10 protein-coding genes and 1 CRISPR repeat array are annotated in these 22,582 nt (G+C 32.4%); of the genes, 5 read left to right on the top strand and 5 right to left on the bottom strand.

Features of this window, described 5'->3' with window-relative positions; translation table 11 throughout:
- The first annotated feature begins 53 nt into the window (after nucleotides 1–53).
- Nucleotides 54–503, top strand: coding sequence for a response regulator (locus OZP11_RS03340; RefSeq protein WP_281233808.1), 450 nt, complete (start codon nucleotides 54–56; stop codon nucleotides 501–503).
- Nucleotides 504–851: 348 nt separating this feature from the next.
- On the opposite strand, the gene OZP11_RS03345 is transcribed toward OZP11_RS03340, so the two are convergent.
- Complete coding sequence (locus OZP11_RS03345; protein WP_281233809.1) at nucleotides 852–1,304, bottom strand: response regulator; 453 nt, start codon at nucleotides 1,302–1,304, stop codon at nucleotides 852–854.
- A gap of 327 nt (nucleotides 1,305–1,631) precedes the next feature.
- Nucleotides 1,632–3,200: a recombinase family protein gene (locus OZP11_RS03350; RefSeq protein WP_281233810.1), complete on the bottom strand. Its 1,569-nt coding sequence runs from the start codon at nucleotides 3,198–3,200 to the stop codon at nucleotides 1,632–1,634.
- Between the two features lie 535 nt (nucleotides 3,201–3,735).
- Here OZP11_RS03350 and cas1 point away from each other — a divergent pair.
- Together cas1 and cas2 are read left to right on the top strand one after the other, a co-directional pair.
- On the top strand, nucleotides 3,736–4,650 hold the full coding sequence (gene cas1 / locus OZP11_RS03355) for a type II CRISPR-associated endonuclease Cas1 (protein ID WP_281233811.1): 915 nt from the start codon (nucleotides 3,736–3,738) through the stop codon (nucleotides 4,648–4,650).
- Nucleotides 4,626–4,955 carry a CRISPR-associated endonuclease Cas2 gene (gene cas2 / locus OZP11_RS03360; protein WP_073485070.1) on the top strand — a complete coding sequence of 110 codons (330 nt, stop codon included), beginning with the start codon at nucleotides 4,626–4,628 and terminating at the stop codon, nucleotides 4,953–4,955. The genes cas1 and cas2 overlap by 25 nt, the downstream gene beginning before the upstream one ends.
- A 169-nt stretch (nucleotides 4,956–5,124) precedes the next feature.
- Nucleotides 5,125–8,587: a CRISPR direct-repeat array (repeat unit 36 nt; unit sequence AATATCGTGTTTTCTAATCTTTAATCAAACCACAAC).
- 634 nt (nucleotides 8,588–9,221) lie between these two features.
- Here cas2 and cas9 read toward each other — a convergent pair.
- Nucleotides 9,222–12,614 carry a type II CRISPR RNA-guided endonuclease Cas9 gene (cas9, locus tag OZP11_RS03365; protein WP_281233812.1) on the bottom strand — a complete coding sequence of 1,131 codons (3,393 nt, stop codon included), beginning with the start codon at nucleotides 12,612–12,614 and terminating at the stop codon, nucleotides 9,222–9,224.
- Nucleotides 12,615–13,470: 856 nt separating this feature from the next.
- Here cas9 and OZP11_RS03370 point away from each other — a divergent pair.
- Nucleotides 13,471–13,656, top strand: a complete 186-nt coding sequence (locus OZP11_RS03370) for a hypothetical protein (RefSeq protein WP_281233813.1) — start codon at nucleotides 13,471–13,473, stop codon at nucleotides 13,654–13,656.
- Between the two features lie 252 nt (nucleotides 13,657–13,908).
- On the opposite strand, the gene OZP11_RS03375 is transcribed toward OZP11_RS03370, so the two are convergent.
- Together OZP11_RS03375 and OZP11_RS03380 are read right to left on the bottom strand one after the other, a co-directional pair.
- A complete protein-coding gene (locus OZP11_RS03375; RefSeq protein ID WP_281233814.1) occupies nucleotides 13,909–14,763 on the bottom strand; it encodes a hypothetical protein in 855 nt (284 codons plus the stop codon).
- Nucleotides 14,764–14,810: 47 nt separating this feature from the next.
- Complete coding sequence (locus OZP11_RS03380) at nucleotides 14,811–20,054, bottom strand: NACHT domain-containing protein (RefSeq protein ID WP_281233815.1); 5,244 nt, start codon at nucleotides 20,052–20,054, stop codon at nucleotides 14,811–14,813.
- 643 nt (nucleotides 20,055–20,697) lie between these two features.
- On the opposite strand from OZP11_RS03380, the gene OZP11_RS03385 reads away from it, so the two are divergent.
- The gene (locus tag OZP11_RS03385; RefSeq protein ID WP_281233816.1) at nucleotides 20,698–22,461 is read left to right on the top strand and encodes a hypothetical protein; all 1,764 of its coding nucleotides are present in this window, start codon (nucleotides 20,698–20,700) and stop codon (nucleotides 22,459–22,461) included.
- Nucleotides 22,462–22,582: the final 121 nt, after the last annotated feature.

Here is a 22,582-nt window from a genome sequence, read left to right on the forward strand (position 1 = left end):
AATTGAAATTGAAAAGCTGTAAATTTGATTTATGTTGAATTAACGCAAAAAATATGACCAAAAGGTTATTTAATCACATTTTGCTGGCAGACGACGATATCGATGACTGCGACTTTTTTGCCGAAGCAGTCAGGGACCACTTTCCTGATATGAAACTCTCCATTATGCATGATGGAGCCAAATTGATCAGCCTTCTAGAAAATCCCCAAACTCCTAAATCAGAGCTGGTCTTCCTAGATCTTAATATGCCTATTATGTCTGGAGAGGAATGTCTTATAAAAATCAGAAATTCGGATGCCTTAAAAAAGCATATCATTATTGTTTTCAGCACCAGCAGCAATACTGCGGATATCGAAAAAATGTATTCCCTTGGGGCAAATTATTTTATCACAAAACCAGTTCTATACAGCCATCTTCCTATTCTTATAAAAAAAGCATTATCTTTAGTGTCGCAGCCCGATAATCTCCAGCCAGCTTTTGAAAACTTTCACGTCAAGATATAAAGACTCCTTTGGGTCACTAAAAAATGGCGGAAAATTAATTAGGCACTCCAAGTATCATACTGTGTGCTATTCAATTTTTACATTAATCGAAGAAAAGTCGAATCCATTCATCATAAAAAAATAATGGATTTTAAACATTTCCGCCACAAAAGCCAAGACAGATTTACGCAAAATCTGCCATTCAAATTTTATGAAAGAATGTTGCCGCATAATTTTCTTCCGTGCATCTATCTCCCTGCAAATTTTCTGCCGATATTCAAAATCGTCTATAAAAGCCAAGCATAATATAACATTAGCAGACTGAAAAAAGCGTGTCTGCGATAGAAATATGACAGCATGCCTAAATATTTAAAATCCAATGTGAAATATCCTGGTGTCTTTTTCAGAAGTCTCCCATTCCATTTCTATTACAGTTCCTGCCAGCTTTTTAAGATCTTTATAATTACTCGGCTTGACAGCATAAAAATCTGCTCCCAGTTCAAATGCTTTTTCGATGCTGGACCTATCGCTGTCAGTGGAATAGATAATGATCTTTGCTTTCATGCCTGATCCGGTTTCCTTCCTGATCGTTTCAATGCAATGAACCATCTCTATGCCAGGCATACCGGTATTGAGAAAAATAAAATCAGGAAAAATATCAGACAATTTAGATAACTGGTCTGTAAGCTGGTCTCTTGTGCTGATCTCTAGAATCTCAAATGGCTGATTTAGGGTCAGTAATGCCTCATGGAGCAGCATTCGGTCGTCCTCATCATGGTCAGCAATACATACAACCTTTTTGGAATTTTCAGGCTCGGGCATTATATTTAGTTTGTCAGGCAAACATAAAACTATAATCTAAGAATCCGCAGCCGCTTATATTTCTATAATACTTTGTAAATTTTTAAAAAATGGAATTACATCCGTTATCCGGTTAATAATGTTTAAAGATAGTTCTACCATTATTACCAAACAATTAAAAGTAAAATAGTTTGACAATTTCCATGCTAAAAATGGGAATTATGTAATTTACTAGTAAGAATTTACGCTCAAAAGAATCAAATACTGATTTGACACCATTTCTGCCGCCAAATTTTACGGCTTCCAATTTAAATCAAATATTTTGTTCTCCTCATTATATACATTCTCTTAATTTGTTTTCAACTGCTGCTCAAAGGCTAACAATGCAATCTCATTTAGAAAATTATTTATCATCTCCTCATTATTAAAATCCTGCTCTTTCATTGAGCGATTTTTAACTAATTCTAACCCGAATATTTTTTTTATAAATTCTGGAAGCATATTGAGAATATTTGCGTCAGCAATAACTTTTTCAGGAAAAAACAGCCTCGCAATTCTTTGTTTCATTAATACATCTGACAGCTCGTAAACCTCTGCTAAGCGATGGAATATACTATCACCTGCATTCTTTGCATAAATCCCTGACCCTGCATTTAAGGCCAGCTCACGCAATTCCGAAGCATATTTTTTCAAATAAGCTTTACAGTTTTCCTTTATCAGAAAATAATCATCATAATCAATTTTTCCTTCTGAAAAAAGCCTATGTGCATTTAAGCTTCTGTCAATTGATCCATCCATTGCTTTTCCAATCTCACGCTTTTTTATTTGATAGTCCTGCTGTCTTCCCTTATCAATCTCTTTCAATAAATCATTGGCTATTTTACAGAAAGAGACATCAATCTTAATGTCCTTAAGAAACAGCTGGAAACCTGCATTAATATAATCAGCCCTGATTCTATATTTGCATTTTCCGGTACAATGATAGTAATAGTATTTCCTGCTCCTTCCCTGTGAAGAACTTCCGGTTAGTGTTTTTCCGCAATCAGGACACAGCAGAATTCCCCTTAATAAATAGTTTTCATTAAGAACTCTTTTCTTTTTAACAAGTCTTGAGTTTCTTAGATTTCTTAAATTTTTTTGTACTTGTTCAAAAAGTGCCACGGATACAATTCCTGCATGCAGTCCGTCAATAATCCTGCTCTTTTCATTTCCGGTTTCAGGAATTTTGATCTGCCCGCAATAAATAGGATTTCGCACTAACATGTAAAAGGCACTTCTGCTGCATTTTAAGCCTTTAGCAACAGCCTCTTTATATATTTCTGACAGCGTAACTCTTTTTGCCTTAATTATTTCTTCAAACACTTCCCTAATTATAAAAGCTTCAGGGGCATAAGCAGCAATATACTTTTTCCCATCTGCTGTTATTTTATTCCTATATCCTAAAGGAGCCTTATTTATCCAGCGTCCCTCCAGCCTCGCTTTCTGAAGACCTAAGCTTACGTTCCGGCTTTTCTTATCATTTTCAACTTCAGATGTGGCCAGATACACGGCAAGTATTATCTTGCTTTCGGGTATGGAAAAATCAATCGGCTGATCTATGGCTTGGAGCGATACTCCTAATTTTTGAAGTTTCTCAAGCATTATGTAGGCATCTGTGATATTACGGCTGAATCTGTCCCAGTATGTAAAAAGAATAGTTACAGGAGAATTTTTAAGATATTTGATCTTAGTCATTAATTTATTCCACGCCGGACGGTTAAATGTTTTAGCCGAAAAATCCTCAAATATCGTTTCAGCAATAACGAGACTGTTATATTTACAGTAATGCACAAGCCGTTCTAACTGGCTGCGCTGGGAATATCCTTTTACAGCCTGCTCATCGGTACTTACTCGTATGTACAGATAAACCACAGGCATAAGCAGGTAGATTTTACGGGGAAATCATTATTATTTAAAACGTAAAATTTAGGAAATTATTAGAAACGCAGGATACTAAATGTAAACAACATGTACTTAAAAGTCTATTGGACTTGATTTTTTTTTTTTGCAATAAAAATTTAAAGGGAATATAAAGCAATGTCAGTCTTCAAATATCAAAATGACAATTATGATAAAAGAATATTAAAATAAAGAATTCAGGAAAATTTAATGAAATAAAAAATAGTTAATCTTCAAGCTATTTCTTTTTTTGTTTGACTTAAAAAAAACTTTTAAGCATGAAAACTTAATGGATTAATTGCTTTTAATTGTTATCAATAATATGGCGTCAACACTTAATATATATTTCAAAACCAAGGATTAACTAATCTTTCATTATATAAATTGTTGAGCTAAAATCTGTAAATTATGGAAAACCGTAAAAACAAAATTTCTTTTAAGTCTAACTTTCGACAAATAATAAAGATTTCACTTAAGTTGAATCAAAGGATATTTATAATTTCAAATTGAATATATGTTAAAGAGAACTATTTTAATTGAAAACAAATTTTCCATAACGGCAAAAAACAATCAGCTTGTGCTAAAATCAGAAATAAAAGAGAGCTCTATTCCAATTGAAGATATTGGTTTTCTTGTTCTCGATCATAATGAAATCTACCTCAGCATTCCTGCTATGAATTTACTTGTTGATAACAATACCTCTATTGTTATCTGCGGAAAGAATCATCTCCCTAACGGGATGCTGTTAAATCTTAACAGCCATCATATTCAGCAGGAAATATTCAAAAATCAGATTGAGGCTTCCATACCATTAAAAAAGCAGTTATGGCAGCAGACAATAATTGAAAAAATTAAAAACCAAGGTCAGCTGCTAGAGAAAATAACTAATTCTAAAAATAGTTTTTCATTCCTTGCAGGCAAAGTATTAAGCGGAGATTCATCTAATATGGAAGGGGCTGCGGCGCAGCAATATTGGAAATATTTCCCTCAACCAAATTTAGAATTTGATGGAATAAAAAGGGAACGATATGGAGACTATCCGAATAATTTTTTGAATTATGGATACGCAATTTTAAGAGCAGCAACTGCAAGAGCTCTTTCCGGAAGCGGCCTGCTCAATACGTTAGGAATCCACCACAAAAGCAAGTATAATGCTTTTGCACTTGCTGATGATATCATGGAACCGTTTCGTCCCATTGTGGATGAAAAAGTCTTTGAAATTATGCAAAATTTCAAAGAGCAAGAGCTAAACACAGCTATTAAGGCGGAATTATTACAAATACTAACTAGGACAGTTTATTTTAAAGATGAGAAAAGCCCTTTAATGATAGGTTTGCAAAAAACTGCAAGTTCACTCCAACAATGCTTCACAGGAAATCGAAAAAAAATTAAATATCCTGCCTTATGGAGCTTAACGGATATAGAATAATGTGGCTGTTTGTTTTTTTTGATCTCCCCACAGAAACAAAAAAAGACAGACGAAATGCATCTGGATTTAGAAACAATTTACTAAAAGATGGATTTTCGATGATGCAATATTCTGTTTATGTACGCCACTGCGCAAGCAGCGAAAGCGCTGATGTTCATGAAAAAAGAATCCACAAACTACTTCCGCCATTAGGAAAAGTAAGTGTACTTCGAATAACGGATAAGCAATTTGGCAATATCTTAAATTTTTGGGGAAAAGCAGCCTTACCATCAGCACCTCAGCCTACACAACTAGAATTATTCTAGTACTGATCTTTTATAATTATTAGCAAAGTTTCAACATTCAAGACCTTATTTACTAAACCCTACAATAAAAAAAATGCCTCAATTATGGGTTATCAGACCATAAAAGAGGCATTTTTCTGAACGATATTTACATCTAAAGCTTTATATATCAGAAGGAAACGAGCCAACTAATATCGTGTTTTCTAATCTTTAATCAAACCACAACTAGGTACTGTTGTACTTTGTCTATCACCACAATATCGTGTTTTCTAATCTTTAATCAAACCACAACAATAAGATCTTTTGCTTTTAATAAGCAGTAATATCGTGTTTTCTAATCTTTAATCAAACCACAACTGCCAATTGCTTTTCAAGGTTTTTTAATTCAATATCGTGTTTTCTAATCTTTAATCAAACCACAACCGGTTTTACATTTTCAACAATCCACAAGCCAATATCGTGTTTTCTAATCTTTAATCAAACCACAACACGTTAAACTTGCCTATTGATTGAGCTGTTAATATCGTGTTTTCTAATCTTTAATCAAACCACAACGCAGACGAATCATTGCTCTTTCCTATTATAAATATCGTGTTTTCTAATCTTTAATCAAACCACAACTAATCTGTATTATTGTTTTGGCGAGTATTTAATATCGTGTTTTCTAATCTTTAATCAAACCACAACAGGAGAGGACATTTTTTCAAATAATAAGAAAATATCGTGTTTTCTAATCTTTAATCAAACCACAACACAGATACTGGAACATTTGACGAAGCGACAAATATCGTGTTTTCTAATCTTTAATCAAACCACAACACTGCCTTTTTCCTTGTTTAAAACAGAAAAATATCGTGTTTTCTAATCTTTAATCAAACCACAACCTGTTGACTATTCATCTTCTTTATTTCTACAATATCGTGTTTTCTAATCTTTAATCAAACCACAACGGCAGAAGGATCTGATTGTTTAACTGTAAAAATATCGTGTTTTCTAATCTTTAATCAAACCACAACATTTCATCCTTAATCCAAAGAATAAAGCCAAATATCGTGTTTTCTAATCTTTAATCAAACCACAACTGAAGTTGTCAAATATTTTTTGATATTCAGAATATCGTGTTTTCTAATCTTTAATCAAACCACAACATATTTTTCATGCATTTCGTTACGCTGCTTAATATCGTGTTTTCTAATCTTTAATCAAACCACAACGAGGCCGGGGTAAATTTTACAAAAGTAAAAAATATCGTGTTTTCTAATCTTTAATCAAACCACAACTTTTACAAAACGGATTAATTAAGAAAATCAAATATCGTGTTTTCTAATCTTTAATCAAACCACAACTGCAACTTCACACTTAGCATCTTTTACAGCAATATCGTGTTTTCTAATCTTTAATCAAACCACAACTAGTCTGTATTATTATTTTGCCGAGTATTTAATATCGTGTTTTCTAATCTTTAATCAAACCACAACAACAATGTTTCTTGGTCAATATTATCAGCAAATATCGTGTTTTCTAATCTTTAATCAAACCACAACCGGAAAAACGTCAATAGGGAAGTTCTTACAAATATCGTGTTTTCTAATCTTTAATCAAACCACAACATAATCGTTAATACTATTCCTGCATTTTGAAATATCGTGTTTTCTAATCTTTAATCAAACCACAACGTCGTTAATTTGTTTCATAAAATATGTTTTAATATCGTGTTTTCTAATCTTTAATCAAACCACAACTGAATCAAATCGATTATGCTGACTATTTCAATATCGTGTTTTCTAATCTTTAATCAAACCACAACGTACAGTCGCACAACATTGCGATAGTAATAAATATCGTGTTTTCTAATCTTTAATCAAACCACAACTCTGCTGTGAAATATACACGTTGCGTAATTAATATCGTGTTTTCTAATCTTTAATCAAACCACAACATGGACCATGTTAGCCATGTAAAGAAGTAAAATATCGTGTTTTCTAATCTTTAATCAAACCACAACTTTGTACCAGAAATAAAAGTTAGCCCTGAAAATATCGTGTTTTCTAATCTTTAATCAAACCACAACATTTTATTATACAATGTATCGCCCAAAATAAATATCGTGTTTTCTAATCTTTAATCAAACCACAACTCCCTTTTCGACGGATCGGCCTGCGGCATGAATATCGTGTTTTCTAATCTTTAATCAAACCACAACGATTGTATGATGATTATACATCATTTTATAAATATCGTGTTTTCTAATCTTTAATCAAACCACAACATATGTACCGAACAAAAACATAGAGGATGAAATATCGTGTTTTCTAATCTTTAATCAAACCACAACGTATGAACTGCCTTTTCCTGGAATAAACTTAATATCGTGTTTTCTAATCTTTAATCAAACCACAACGGGTCATTTCTTTTAAAATAGAAACGAACCAATATCGTGTTTTCTAATCTTTAATCAAACCACAACCAGAACAGCCATAAGCCGTTTTGCCTTTTAAATATCGTGTTTTCTAATCTTTAATCAAACCACAACTTCTTTGTTCGTTGTTATTCTTACGATTTTAATATCGTGTTTTCTAATCTTTAATCAAACCACAACGTCTATTTGTACCTTGAAGCTTCCGAATAGAATATCGTGTTTTCTAATCTTTAATCAAACCACAACCGGACTCGTTTCTCATGTCTAGTCCGAGCAAATATCGTGTTTTCTAATCTTTAATCAAACCACAACACGTGACTAGTTTTCTTTCGAATATTGTATAATATCGTGTTTTCTAATCTTTAATCAAACCACAACTGGGTGAGTCGTTGTCATACTTGCCGAAGTAATATCGTGTTTTCTAATCTTTAATCAAACCACAACGAAGCAATCGAAACATTACAAGAAAAAGGAATATCGTGTTTTCTAATCTTTAATCAAACCACAACCGCTGTAGGCGTCACAACCTCAATCAATGAAATATCGTGTTTTCTAATCTTTAATCAAACCACAACTAGAATTCGATTCTTGTTTGCTCATTTTCTAATATCGTGTTTTCTAATCTTTAATCAAACCACAACTATATTATCAAGTATAGGACACACGCTTTTAATATCGTGTTTTCTAATCTTTAATCAAACCACAACTAGCTTGAAAAATGCTAAACTTGATCGTACAATATCGTGTTTTCTAATCTTTAATCAAACCACAACATTGCAACCGGAACATCGTAATAAGAATTAAATATCGTGTTTTCTAATCTTTAATCAAACCACAACTAATGGCGCTCCGTCGGTTATTGGTTCTTAATATCGTGTTTTCTAATCTTTAATCAAACCACAACTTGTTTTAGTTTCTCTATTTTAATTTTTTGAATATCGTGTTTTCTAATCTTTAATCAAACCACAACACACTATGCACATCTGTTTTAATTTTTACAAATATCGTGTTTTCTAATCTTTAATCAAACCACAACGGAACAACACTAGGTATGGTAACAGACCCGAATATCGTGTTTTCTAATCTTTAATCAAACCACAACAGGAATGCCAACACGTGACATAATACTGTCAATATCGTGTTTTCTAATCTTTAATCAAACCACAACTTGTGTTCCGTCTGGTTTATGACCAAGAAAAATATCGTGTTTTCTAATCTTTAATCAAACCACAACGAAAAGTTACAGCATTCCTACTGGGCGAATGCCATACCTTTTCGTTGTGGTTTGGATGTTTAAAATTTGAATTATGTCAAAGAACTATTATCAAAATCTTGTCTTCCTGTAATGGTAATAATCTCTATCCCTTCATCCCTTTTGATTTGATAATAAATATTATCAACAACACATACGCAATACGATATCCTTTCTTTATGAAGTCTGCTGATGGAAATAAAAAAGGATTTCCCTCTATCCTATAAAACAATCATAAAACATAATAAAATAGCTAATCCACTTGATTAACAACAAACTCACCAATCCCATAATAATAAATTCTTCTTAGATCTTCTTTGGCTTCGCTACTTAAATAAAGCTATACATTAGGCAGACCTTTTTTGAATTCTGCCAACATTTCTTCTTTAGTTTGTTTTTTTTCAAAACCGCTTTTTTCTCCTTTACCTATTTTAGCACAAACTCATAATATTCATCTTGTGAACTAGCTTGCTTAATCAAATAATTAATAGCTTCACTTTTACTACTAGATTCTTTATACTAACCTAATTTTTCAACCACTCTCCATTAGGTACTATTAAAGATATACTCTGTTGTATCATAATAATAACTTTGATTGGTAAATTTACATCAAATTTTAAGTAAAATTATATTTTGAAATTTTTCCCGAAACTGAAATTTTTACTTTTATTGGATTAAAAAAATCCCAACCTGTTTTACCCGAACCAAATCCTCTAATTTGTTCATAAATAGGTGAAACTTTGTTTTGAGATTCTGCATTAAAAGACTGCCTAAACTCATAATATTTTGAAGACAAACTTTGAACTCTATATAGACTGTCTCTTAAAATTTCATAATCTGGATTTTCCCAATTAATTTCATCTTCATTTACCCCCAATAAGAACATATCATTAATATGCAAAGTGGTAATTATTTTACTTCCATCTGCTGGCAATTGATAAGTTGGAAATCCTTTTCTTTTTCTTTCTACAACCGTCCAAAATGTAACTACTTCTTCTTTTAAATTCCCTTTTTCATCTTTATAAATAAGTACATGATGATTATTTCTAGGGTTTACCCATTGATTTATATCGTCTTTTAATTTTTCAGCTCCACTAATATTTTCTTTCATTCTGACTTTTAAAATTGGAACTGGACTACCATTTTTATTTGGCAGGAAAATTTGTGGTTGTTTAACTCCGTTTTCATCAACATTGAAAAAAGTATTAGCAGGAATGGTACCTTTTACGAATCCGCCCAGTTCCTGAATCTTTTTATGAATTAATTTTTTAACAACTTCATCAACCACTTTTTCTAATTGTTTCTCGGTTGTTAAACTATCAATTGATTTCCTAACATGAAATGCTTCATTTCCATCAAAATTTCGTTTACCAAAAACAGTTTCCTTATGCAATTGCCCTCGTGCTGCAACTCCCTTATTTATATATGTTTTTCCGTTTTTCTCCACTTTAGTGTATCGAGTTGTAATATCATTAGAAATACGTTTATGCGAAATCAATATTTTATCAATTGCTTTCTCAGCATCAAATCGGAAAGTTTCCCAAGGCATAGGAAAATCTTTTAAATCATAATTTCTATTGTAACGATTCCATTTTGACAATTCCTGTAAATAACTTGTCTTCCCACATGCCATAACCAAAGCATCAATTGCATGATGACGATGGTCTTCTCGAGTTTTAGCATTTTCATCATTCAAAACCGTATTCAAACCCCATTTTTGACGTAGGTTGGCTGTCATTTGACCAGGAGAAACATTTACCTTTTCGCATATTTGTTTTAAATAAGACGATGCTTCTTTACTTATAAATCGTGTATCATTTAATTGTCTTGAAGAAAAATCATCGTCAAATTTTTGCTGTACAAATCGCTTGAATTTTTGATAGGCATTGGGATACTCTTTAGTATCAGAAAACAATTTTAAAGCACGTTCTTTTCTAGCAATCCAATCCAGCTCATCGTTTCCATAAAATTCAAAAGGTGTTTTGTCTCCTTTTCGTCTATTTTCATCCGCATAGCATAATGTTTTATTATTAAAACTATCGTTTAACGAACGACTCCAAGGATGGATATGCTCTATTTGTATTTCCCCTGTAAAAAGTTTGGTAACTGGAATTACAACACCTGTATAAGGACAAGTCTGCTTGCATTCCTCCCAAAGCTTAAATCTTAGAATGTTGTCATGAGAAACTCTTACGTACTTTTCTACTTCCTTTTTTACTCTGTCATTTTCTCTCTCCAATCGTTTTTGATCTTTGCGTATCTTATTTCGCTGTGATTTTGATATTTTAAGATCACGGGCCATCTCTACTTTTATTTCGTCAAGCTGCCCATGCTCTTCGATTAATTCATTGACCAATTTTCGTAATTCAAATAAAGCTGTAATTACAATTGGATTTCTAATAGCTTGAATATCCTTATCTGCCTGTTTCCCAGTTGGCAGTTTTTGTAATAATGATACCGTATCAATTGTTGCAGAATGATGGTAAAGTTTTTTTGATTGTTTGTTATTAAATTCAAATTCTTTACGTAATAAATCCTTAATTGTATTTATAAATCCGCCTGAAATTTTAGACCTAACTATACCTTCAATATTATCAATCAAATCTAGTTGTTTTAGATTGTTTTCTACCGTGTCATTTTGCCATTTGTCACCAAATGCATTTTTAATTCCGCCCATAACCACTGCAATATCATAGGTATACCCTTGCTGCAAAAAAGGCAAAATATTTCCAATAGCTTTTCGACTTAAACTAGCATAGCCGTCTTTTACATTAAACCTTGAAATTGCAATTGCTTGTTCTTCACTAAAATTCCAATTCTTAACAGCATATTCTTTTAGGTTTGATTTACTATCAAAAAAATACAGAACATGCCAAATATCTTCTTGCTCTTTATCTGAAAAATCAAACCATCTTTTGCCAAAGAATTTCTTATTGGATAAATTAGAGATAGTATGTGTACCAGCAATTTTATCATCGTCTTTGTAATTGAATTTGAATTCCGCACTTTCTTTCCCAATAGCTTTTCGGAGTTTTTTAAATTCAATTTTATCAAATGAAAGCAATTGCTCAACTAGTTTGGCTTTTTCTTCTTCAGATATTTTCTTCCCATTATATTCGACTGTATTAACCCATTGCCAAATTCTAAACATTTCTACAGGAATAGCACTTATAGGACATTTAGTTTTTGAAGGTTCAAAAGAACAGTTTCCAACTAAATGCTTTTGAGAACGCAAAGGTCTTTGATGAAATAAAATACCGTCTTCTGTGTAATTATCTTGTTTTCTACCCCCTAAAATTGTTTTTAATTCATAATTCAAAACCGAATGAAATTCTGACTGTTTATTCCAAATCATTTCAAATTCGTCAATATACATTCTACGAGTAGTATATCTGTTTCTGATTCTTTCTAGTCCATCTTGAAAAGGCTGATTTTCTTTTGGATAAATGTCATATAAATATGAGCCCAATGTTTTTCCTTCGATACTTTCTAAAGTATAATCAATTCCTATTTTTCCTTCTTTAGCATTTCCTTTAAAAATAGCTCCATCATCGCTTCCTCCTTTTCTACTATTACTTAAAAATCCTCTTCTTTGAATTAGATGATAAAAAATTCTACCTATTTCTTCTAAAGATAATTTCTCCTTCAATGCTTTTTGACGCAATTCATAAGGATTCATAGCAAACCAAGTTGCTAATTTTTCATTAGGGAACTGTTTAGTTTGTTTCCAATCTTCAAAATCTTCGGTGTTTATTGGACACATATTGTTTTCAGAAAGTGATTTTAGTAACACTTTCTTTCTTAGCCTTCGTCTAAAAAACTGACGTCGAACTCCTCTAGCTCCTGTTCGACTTGCATTCTTAGAAATTTCATTATCGCCATCACCAAGATTTTCAACCCCCATTGGAAAAATTCTACTTCCAATCCCTAAAATTTTATTTAATTTATCGTCAATTAATGCCCAACCTATCGAGTTAGTTCCTAAATCTAATCCTAAAATCTTTGCCATATTTCTTAAATTTAATCTGCACGGAATTTACTATAAAAAAAATTAAGACAATTACGGTTTTCCTTTTTCTACCATAATACTTTTTATATATATTTGTGACTGATTAAAATTTCTAATCTTTAATCTTATCATAATAAGGCTAAATGCCGTAGATGAAAATCTTTAGTCCTGCTTCGGTGGGACTTTTTTATTTATATATTAAAAGATTAATTATTAAGTCTACCCATTTTCAAACTTAGTCTCCTGTTTTTTACAAAAAGCCAATATTTTTTAGGTAAAAAATAAAAATATTATTACTCTTTCTTCTTTATAAGAAAAACTTTTAATCAAATAAATTATCATTTTGTTAAAAATTCCGAAAATCAATAGATTTATTTGTAAATTCTAGACAGTAATTCACAGCATCAAAGAAAGACAATCCTGCCTTAACTATAATAATCTTTTCAAATCCTCCATAATATTTGTAGAATTGTATATTGGTTTACAGCCATGAACAAATTGAGTTTTTATATTTTTTTTCCTAAATCCCCAACAGGACATCTAAACCAAAATTATAAAGCCAATGCAAGACAGCCCCTACATGTAGTAAGCCAATTTCTTCAAATCATCCAAAAATGATGTTGTAATTTGTCCCGTCGAGGTCACAACTAAAAAAACGTTAAAACTTAGGTTTTAGCGTTTTTTTTATGTTTTATATCTATTTTTTATAAGTTTTAACCTACTTAATCAAGCGGTTTAGACATCCTGTCGAGGTGACTACTCAGGATTTAAACCAAAATTAACACACTGATTTACAGATACAAAACATTTAACTTATCTTTATATTATGAATAATTTAACACTAAAAACCTAAATTATGAATTATAGAGATGAACAATACAAGGGAAAAATTTCTGCAGAAAAGGCACAAAAAATACTTAAAAAAGAAGGAATTAATGTAACCGTTGAGCTAGCAGAAGAAATATTATATTTTCTTCGAAAGCTGGCTAATATGCATATGCAACATTTTTTAGAAAAAAATGATAAAAAGAAAAAGGGATGACTATAAAATTAGAGATTATATTTTTTGTATCTCAAAAATATAAAAATAATCTTACAGATTTATTTAAGCTTTTTTAGGTAACGATAGGCAAAATCTAACATATATTTGGTAAAGAATTGCTGCATATTATTTGATTCAGTCTCTCATTTTTTCAGATTTAATGTTGATCGACTGAAGCGAAAAGTTGGTTTATTCCACGCTTAATACGAAACAAGAAACAATGAAGATGAAAGAGTCATTTTAGCGATCTTTTCAATTAGAATCTTCTAATATTCTCTTTAGATTTTTTCTAATTTCTCGGCCTTTATATGTCGCAAAATTTAATTTAGTGCTTATTTTATGGAGTTTTTTTAAATTCAGATTTGCCAGAAATAGGATATTTAATTTCATTTGAAGCCGTTCTTTTTTATTATCAATCAGATAAGACAGTCGTATAAATAAAACTTCATAATTCATATAAAGGGCCAAAAGATATAGAAAGGGCAGTAAAAGAAATGTATAAACAACCGGAAGAAATAAACTTTTTAAATTCTCAGCGGTTATCAAGCTTTTATAATCTATTAATGTTTTATAACAGACATAAATAAAAATAAGAATTCCAAGTCCGGCAAACAGCCCTTTTAAGCAGCTGGCGGTCTTCAAATGGTCAGGATTTGTTCTTGAAGAATTTTCTGCTACAATCTGCATTACACCTATAAAAGTCATAACTGGGATTATAACCATTTCGATCTCAAAACTAAAAGTGTAAAAATTAGTAATAAACTCCAGAGGTATAACTGCTTTTAAGTTATCAATTATTATTGGTATGAAATAAGAACGTTCTTTTGCTTTATTTATATTAAAAAACAAAATGGTGGCTGAAGTTAAAGACCATAATATTGTATCTTTAAGCTGACCCATATTCCATACACCAGCTGTATAAAAAGCAATTGTTATGGCTCCTATATAGCAAAACATTGCCCATAAAGGAATTTGTATCTTACGATCAAAAAAATTGCTTAAAAGATCGAAAATGCCTTTAAATTTTACGACTAAAAGAGCAACAATAATAAATATGGAAGTCCATATAATTATCGCAGTTTCTCTGGTTGAGAAGATTTCAAACATAGTTTTTTTATTTAATGGTTTTGCTCGGCCACACGTAAGTCATTTGATTATATAAGCAAGCTGCCCTGCAACTCTAGTCCAATAGCATTCTGCCTTGCAACAAGAAAGGTTACTATTTCTTTAAAATTTTTCAAGACAGTAGCGTCGCTGTTAATCGTTTCCTTGTGGTCTTCCCAAAGAAAACTTGCTGTTGTAGCTAATGAGTCTTCATATTTAAAATCTACTCGCACATAACCTTTAGGAGTTTCCAACTCCTCCGCTACGTTACTTAGTTTCAGGTGGCTGTTTATTATTTGAAGTCCATCTTTTACAACTGTAAGGCCAGCTTTCGTTTTTAAAATTCGAATTATTTTATAAATAGCATCCTGATCTCCGACATGCTTTTGCGCCCATTTAATATTTTCTGGAGCTATCCTGACAAAGAAATCCAAATAGTCTTCATTTTTCCAATAAATGAGAATGGTATCAGTCAAACCCATTAAAGAATACCATATTTCCTTTCTGTCATATCTTGCTTTTAAAGTCCAGCTATCACAGGAATAAGCATATGAAATCATCTTAAACCATTCTTGAAAAAAAAGTCCATGACTTTCCTTTTTTACAAGGTTGAAAGTAAAGAATCGCATGCAAAAATAGTCTATATAGCTGCCGGCGGAATATCCATAATCGAAAATAGGCTTCCAATAATTTTCTGCTTCCAAATTATCTTCTGCGTTAATTTCTGATACAAATTCAGTTATACGGTCCATAGCCCAAAAGTGAAAACTATTGGGAGAATCCCTGCGGTGTTTTGAATCAGTTCTCACTTCTCCTAATTCGAAAATAATCTGATTCACAATCTGTTTCCAGAACAACAGTACATAGCTGCGTTCTTCATTATCAATTTTATAAAGTTGTGGAATTGAGCCAAAGGCCCGCTTAATCATTTCCAAATCAATTCCGGGTTTGTTTCCAGTTCTCTCATCAGTGTCAAAGCCCCTGTTTTCCCTTTTCCCTTTTGGAGAAACAGGTCTTAATTCTGACCAATTGATTAATGTTCTGCTTGTTTTGCTAGTAATAAAATCATTTAGAATGGCTTGTGCATATTTATCTAAGTTAAAAACTTTAAGATTTTTTGCCGTTGTAGCTCTAGCATAATTTTCCCTATTGTCCTTATCTAACGCAAGACTCCATAAAATTGCAAAATTTTGAATTTGTATAAATTCCTCATCATTCCATTTTAAGTTCTTGGATATCATAGAGAACAAAAGCTCAGAAGTTGAATAGGATGATTTAAGTATCAAAACACCCATTAGCCTTCTCAAATTTTTATTAGACAGATCATCTGTCCACAGCAACGCTAAAATCCTTGCAGCAAATGCCTGCCATGAAAAGTCTAAATCATCTTGGATGCGATCATGCCTGCCTACAGCAAATGTGTTTAGGACATCTCCGGTGTAAGCAACAATCCATTTTAATTGTTCTGAATGAGTGATTAACCATTCTTTATTAGAGACTAAAATAGCGCACCCTCCCAATACGTTTTGGTGCTTGCCATGCATTTGAGAATGCGGATCCTCATCATCTAATGCTGCAAAATTCTGGACTTTTGACCATAGCTCATCGCATTGCTCTGGTTCATGCTTTATTTCTTTCTCGAGCTGCTGGTAACACTGAAAAGGAAATGTGAATAAGTCGCTATTTTCAGCTATACCCTCACGTGCCTCTTTATATTTAATGGTTAATTCTTCAGGTTCTTTGTATTGAAGATAATGGTTTCCCTTATACTCTAATTCAACATAGTTATTATAATTATAATAGTTTATCAGATTATTTAAATAGATATTGGTTGATCCCCGTGACTCGATTTGATCAAGAAGTGTTATCCATGACTCCACTATTGGAATATAGTATTCTTGCAGATCTTTGTTGTGTAAAAACAAAGAAAGTGAAACCTTTAATATGGATTCTTTTCGATGTGGCATTCCATGCCATTCCTTGGCCAAATTCCATGTCTTTTCCCCTAAAGAAAACGCTCCTGTCATTTGATGTCCTTCAATACCCTGTCCTCCATACTGAAGTGGCTTTTCCCATTCATAAAAATTGAAATCTTTCAGCAGAGGTTTTAATTCTTCAAGAAATAAGACTGGATGATATTTTCCAATAGAAATCAGTATTCCTAGATACGCCACCGAATTTCCATTTGTCAAGATTAATTCAATATAATCCTTGACTGGCTTTTGTGCATCTATCTGGTCAACAAGAAATTTTTCCAAAGCCATTAATGCAGAAACAATACTGTGCGGAGCTCCTGTTGAATCTCTAAACCAAAAATATACTCCGGAGTCCCCAATGAATTCTCGATCTGTAGAATTAAGATTTATATTGATTTTTGGAATTTCTTTCTGTTCATAAGTAAACTTATTTGTCCATTGCTGTGTTGCGAAATTAACGAGCGTTACAATAAAATCTATCCCGCATTTTGGCTGGCTTCTTAAAAAATATAAAAAAGCCCCTCTAGTATAAAAGGGAGGAAACCATCCATGCGGTACGTTGATATCCAAATCATAACTATGATCATATCCAAAAGATATTTCTTCTGGAGCTTCGATAAACAATGCTAGCAAGATCACTTTGGCTGATTCTGGGTACAAATCTATGATTGGGTTCAGCGCATTTTCTTCCATACAAATTTTTTCAAAAGCACTATCCGGTCTCTCATAGGGGCCATCGGTCCATTGAATCTTATCTCTTATCTTAAAACTGCTAAAAATGGAAACCGATCCATCATTTCTTGCAGGTTCCTGCTGATTGTCCTGTCTTTCCACTTTTGTGCGCTTACATAATTTTAATGACAGCTCAATAACTTCTTCTGGTAATTCATTAATTGCCTTAAGTAATACTTTATAAGCCAGCTCATCTCCATTTCCTTTCACATAACCGCCATTGAATTTAAAATCAAACATTTTTTTACCATTTTCGACAGCTATTTCAGAGCATTCCTGTCTGTACGGAAATTTTGAAGGTGTATAGTCTAGCCAGATTTTAGCAATTTCTGCAGCTTGCTCTCCAGCTAGTGTTAAGACTTCAGATTTGTAGAAATAAATGAATTTTAAAACTTCTCCCCAATAAAAGTGGTTTGGCATCCTGTTGTAGGTAGATGCTTCAGCTATAGTATACCCCCCCATCTCTTTTGCCATTTTTAAAACATTCTGATTTGGAAGTGTGGCTTTTATTAAAAACAGTGCCAAAAATCTTTTTAGAAGTTCTCCTTCATTGGGTTGCAAAAAATTCCAAAGCGCCAGCAAATGAGTATAGGTCGATGCCGAAAAAATAATTGACTCAAGCAGCAAATCCTGAATTATTTTTTCCTTGGCATTTTTGGCATCCAATGTCTTAAATAACTTAATCCATTCTGAAGCATCATTTTTTTTATCCAGCAGGTAAATGCCGTAAAGCCGAATCCCCTTGCACCACAAAGCAGATAAAAGTTCCTTTGTCTGAAGATAGCTATTTACATTGGTATTATTAGCTCTAATAAGTTTATATCTAGCCCAATCTCCAAATAAATCATGCGTCAAATAAAGCTTATCTTCATTTTCAATAAAAATTTTGCTTTCTTTCAGTATATCGACCGGTGCCGAATCTGCGATGCCAAAATCTGAAGTTGCGATGCCTACAGAAAGATTTTCAGCTTGTTTTTCAGAAAATTCTTTAATAAATCGTGAGCTTGCTGCTCCCTTAGATTCTATCTCTTCCTTCCAAATCCAATCAATAATAGTAGATTCCCCAATAAAATCAGATTCTGAAATAATAGCATTTTGAGTTAAATTGTAAGCCAGCAAATCCAGATACTTTAAATTGTTCAGGATCGATCGTAAATGTTCATGCTTAAACAATTCCGCTAACTTTGGAAAATGGGTAACTAATTCAGATACATTCGTAAATACATCTTTACCCACCTTAAAAGTAATGGAATCTAGGGTTATGTTTATTCTGTAAAGCCTTTCCAGCACATCATTAAAATCATCAGTCTGGCATGTGATAATAATTTTCCAGCAGGATGATGGCTTTCCCGCAATAGCAAGAATAGGATAAAGCAGATTCAATTCAGTTTGTTTAAAAAACCGGTCGATACCATCAATAAACAAATATCCATTTTGCTGTGCTTTAGTGAACAAATCTGGCAAATCATTTTCAATTCCATAAAAATTATTTAAGCCGCCATGCTCCAGTGACTGGGAATCTATCCAAACATATTTGTCTTGTTGCGAAAGTTTTTGCTGGATATATTTTTTTGCCAATACAGATTTACCATACCCAGATTTGCCTAAAATAAAAACAGTTTGGCTGCCTTTCAATAAACTTTCAATTTCATCCAATTCCACTGAATTAGATAATACTACTTTATTTCCGATTTTATCTTGAATTGAATCAGTCCTTAATTTACTTCTGGCTATAATTTTATTCCAGTCATTAATATGGTTTGTATAACCTTTTAGTTGAAAATGGTTTTTAAGTTTATCAATTAATAACTGATAGTCTAAAAATCCTGATGTTGGTGCCAGCTCTGCTCGGAAAGAACATATATTTTTATATAATTGATGCTCACGTTTACCATCAGGGGCCGTTAAAGAGTCGGTGCATATAGCAATGATCTGTTTTTCATCATTAGAAACTGCGTCCTCAAAATCAAATTCAAGCAACAAAAGCCTACTGATGACCTTTACAGTTTCGTTTTCATTTATAGAGTGCGACTTCGCAATATCATCTGGACAATAAAATCCTTTGTAGATTTTTTTAAGGGATTGGGAAAATGCTTGGTCAGACTGATTTATTCTCTGATGCAGGGTTGCAGCATCCTGGCTTTGTGAAAATCTGATTAAAGTATTTAAATCCTTTGAAATAGCAGGTGGCAGCTTTGAATTTGCAATGCAAAGGTAATCTGAATCTTTATTAAAAACAGCCGAATCGACATTCAAATATTGATTCCAAATATCCCTCAATAATTCATTATTCGGCCCTTTCGAATTTATTTGGATATTACTTTTACTTGAAATAGCTACACGATGGATAACTGCGTTAGCATCTTCTGTAATCAGTAATAAATCGTCGAATAACCATCCTTCCGGTCTTATTTGATACTCAATCTTCCTAATCTTCCCTATCTCATGGCCAAAAGGACTTCTGTCGGACAAAAAATGCGAAATAAACCACGCTGATGCTTTATCTTCAAAAACAAAACCTCCACCTCCTGTTTGTTTAGAAGTGGCAACTTTTCTTACTGCAGTAACCTTTTTGCCTTTTGCCATACTTTTTATAGTCTATTATTTACAATTATAAATATGTCAAAAACTACTCGGATATGCAAGTAAAAATTGTAGATAAACTTATAAAAAGTGCTTCAAACCCCGACAGAATATCTAAACCAAAATACTGAAGACAAATAAAGACGCCAATTACTTGAAGTACGCCAATCACTTTAAATTTTAAAAAAATGTATAGAAATTTGTCTCATTCCTGTCGCTGAGGCAAATGGCGTCAATTGAAGACAATTGACCCCCATTTTTTTTACATCCTCTGTAAATAAAGTTTCTTAGACTCATTTTTAATTTTATTTTTTTTTAAAACTATAATAAAAACAAGAAGCAAACTGCAAAGAATACATATTTACATGAAAAATAAGATAAATTTAAAATTTACCGTTCGATAAATAAACAGGATTCAAACACCAAGAATATATGCAAAAATATTGAGGTTAGCTCTTTTAGTTAAATACAGTTTTCTATTTATTTCCTCTTATTATATAAAAATTTAAGCTACAGAAAAACAAATTATATAGGTTAAAAACCATTTGTGGATATTGTTATCTCTGTAATAGTTTTTAAAACAATTTATAATCTGTATTTTTTTTATATTTAGCTTACAACAATTTAAAAACATAAACCGTATCCTATGTTAGGTTATTTAGTTAAATATTCAGAATTCTTTGGTATTCCTGCTCCTGAAAATCCTCTTGATCTTATCCGAGATATTCCTAAAGAGGAACTAATAGTTACAATTGCCGGAATCAATGCAAAACTCAAACCGCTGACATCAGTAAAATCAGATCAATCCAGAACAACGCAGATTGAAAGCCTTAGATTGATTTTCATTGATAACCACAAGCCTCTCGCCGAATCTATTTGTGTGCCTTTAATACGGCATTATATGGCAATGCCTGCTAACTATAATTTATTTTCAAGGGTTACCTGTCTGCATGCAATTCAGGAAATAACTAATAGTGATGATTTTACAGAACAGGTTCCTCAGTATAGCTATATGAACCGGGAAAACATTTTCCGATTCCTGCTTATCTCCAATGAGCAGATCCTGACAGGGGATAAAAATTATAAAGAAGAAGGTTACAATGAACTAGGACTTGACTTCTTTGAATTTTTTGGATTCAGGGAACTTCATCACAATCAATATAACGAGACTTCAAACTTTTTAAACATCCTTTACAAATCATTTTACTTATTCGATAAAATTGAAAGTGACTACTTTTACGGACAGCATTTCAGAAACTTTTTAACCTGGAATTATAATGTTGAAAGCACAAATGACTTCCTGAAGCATCTTTTGGGAAGTACTATCGCCAGTAATGATGAGAAATTAGGGCTTAGATATATCAATGTACGGAAAGACAACACGGAAGCTGTTAAAGTATTGGATGCTTTCAGTGTAAGGGAAAAAGAAAACTATGCTAAAGACGATCTGAGAGTCTTTGATTTTCTTCCTCTTAAAAAAGCCCCCTTATTCAGATGCAAGGAAAAAGACGATAAAGATATCATAAGCTATGTTGTCATCGATGAAGGGTTTTATATTGAGAAATCCTATTCTCTCTTCATAAATGATTTCTGGTTTAAGTACCTTAAACCTAATAATATTAGAAACAGGGAAGAATGGGGCAGTTTTATAGGATCGTCGTTTTTTGAGCCTTTCATAGAAGATATTTTAAAAGAATCTTTTTCAAAAACACCCAGCACTGTTCTCAGATCATCTTCAGAACTGTTATTTAATATTGAAGGCAGACCTATCGAATATGCGGACTTCTATATTAGGAACCAACAGAAAATTGCCCTACTGGAGGTAAAAAGCGGCTTTATACCACTAGATCACGGCTACAAAACTGTATCAACCATTGAAGACTATCGTCTACTTGATCTAAACAAGTTTAATAAAGACTACGGACTCACCCAGCTGGCAGAAAAGACTATTAAAAAATTTCATCTCTATAAAAAGGAAATAAATGATCCGTCTTTCAATCTAGACAGAAAGGTGCAGATATATCCTGTGCTCGTTGTGAATGACCCCATTATCAGCTCGGGAATTTTTCCTTTTGTGCTAAAAAGGAAATTCAACGACCTGCTTGCGAAGGAAGGTGTTTCAAAAAAAGAAAAAAGACATCTCATTACTGACCTCTGCATCATCAATATCGCTCATCTGCAAGAGTTGGAAGAAAATCTAAAAAATAAGAAAGTCGAGTTTTTTGCTGTATTAGATCTGTATCTTCTAATGTCTGATTCGAGCAATAAAGCAAACTACAAAGGATACAAATTCCTGCGTAACTTTGATCACGTGCTGAATTTCAAGCTTAAGGATAATCTGATTTCTTCCAGAGTACTTAATTATTTTTTGAGAGAAAATAGGTATGCACCATCAGATTCTGAGTCTTAAAAATTTTAAACAAAGGAACGAAGATGATGATTCTTTACATTTACCTGCTTAATCTCCTTCAGCATTTTCTTAGAGGATCTATTATTCATAAGATGCTTCATTTTTAGGAGAACTATTCTTA

It is taken from the genome of Flavobacterium gelatinilyticum (assembly GCF_027111295.1).
In the GTDB taxonomy this organism is placed as follows: Bacteria; Bacteroidota; Bacteroidia; order Flavobacteriales; family Flavobacteriaceae; genus Flavobacterium; species Flavobacterium gelatinilyticum.

What these genes read in the sequence shown, in the direction of transcription:
- OZP11_RS03340 (WP_281233808.1), top strand. Translation starts at nt 54, where the DNA reads ATGACCAAAAGGTTATTTAATCACATTTTGCTGGCAGACGACGATATC.
- OZP11_RS03345 (WP_281233809.1), bottom strand. Translation starts at nt 1,304, where the DNA reads ATGCCCGAGCCTGAAAATTCCAAAAAGGTTGTATGTATTGCTGACCAT.
- OZP11_RS03350 (WP_281233810.1), bottom strand. Translation starts at nt 3,200, where the DNA reads ATGCCTGTGGTTTATCTGTACATACGAGTAAGTACCGATGAGCAGGCT.
- cas1 (WP_281233811.1), top strand. Translation starts at nt 3,736, where the DNA reads ATGTTAAAGAGAACTATTTTAATTGAAAACAAATTTTCCATAACGGCA.
- cas2 (WP_073485070.1), top strand. Translation starts at nt 4,626, where the DNA reads ATGGAGCTTAACGGATATAGAATAATGTGGCTGTTTGTTTTTTTTGAT.
- cas9 (WP_281233812.1), bottom strand. Translation starts at nt 12,614, where the DNA reads ATGGCAAAGATTTTAGGATTAGATTTAGGAACTAACTCGATAGGTTGG.
- OZP11_RS03370 (WP_281233813.1), top strand. Translation starts at nt 13,471, where the DNA reads ATGAATTATAGAGATGAACAATACAAGGGAAAAATTTCTGCAGAAAAG.
- OZP11_RS03375 (WP_281233814.1), bottom strand. Translation starts at nt 14,763, where the DNA reads ATGTTTGAAATCTTCTCAACCAGAGAAACTGCGATAATTATATGGACT.
- OZP11_RS03380 (WP_281233815.1), bottom strand. Translation starts at nt 20,054, where the DNA reads ATGGCAAAAGGCAAAAAGGTTACTGCAGTAAGAAAAGTTGCCACTTCT.
- OZP11_RS03385 (WP_281233816.1), top strand. Translation starts at nt 20,698, where the DNA reads ATGTTAGGTTATTTAGTTAAATATTCAGAATTCTTTGGTATTCCTGCT.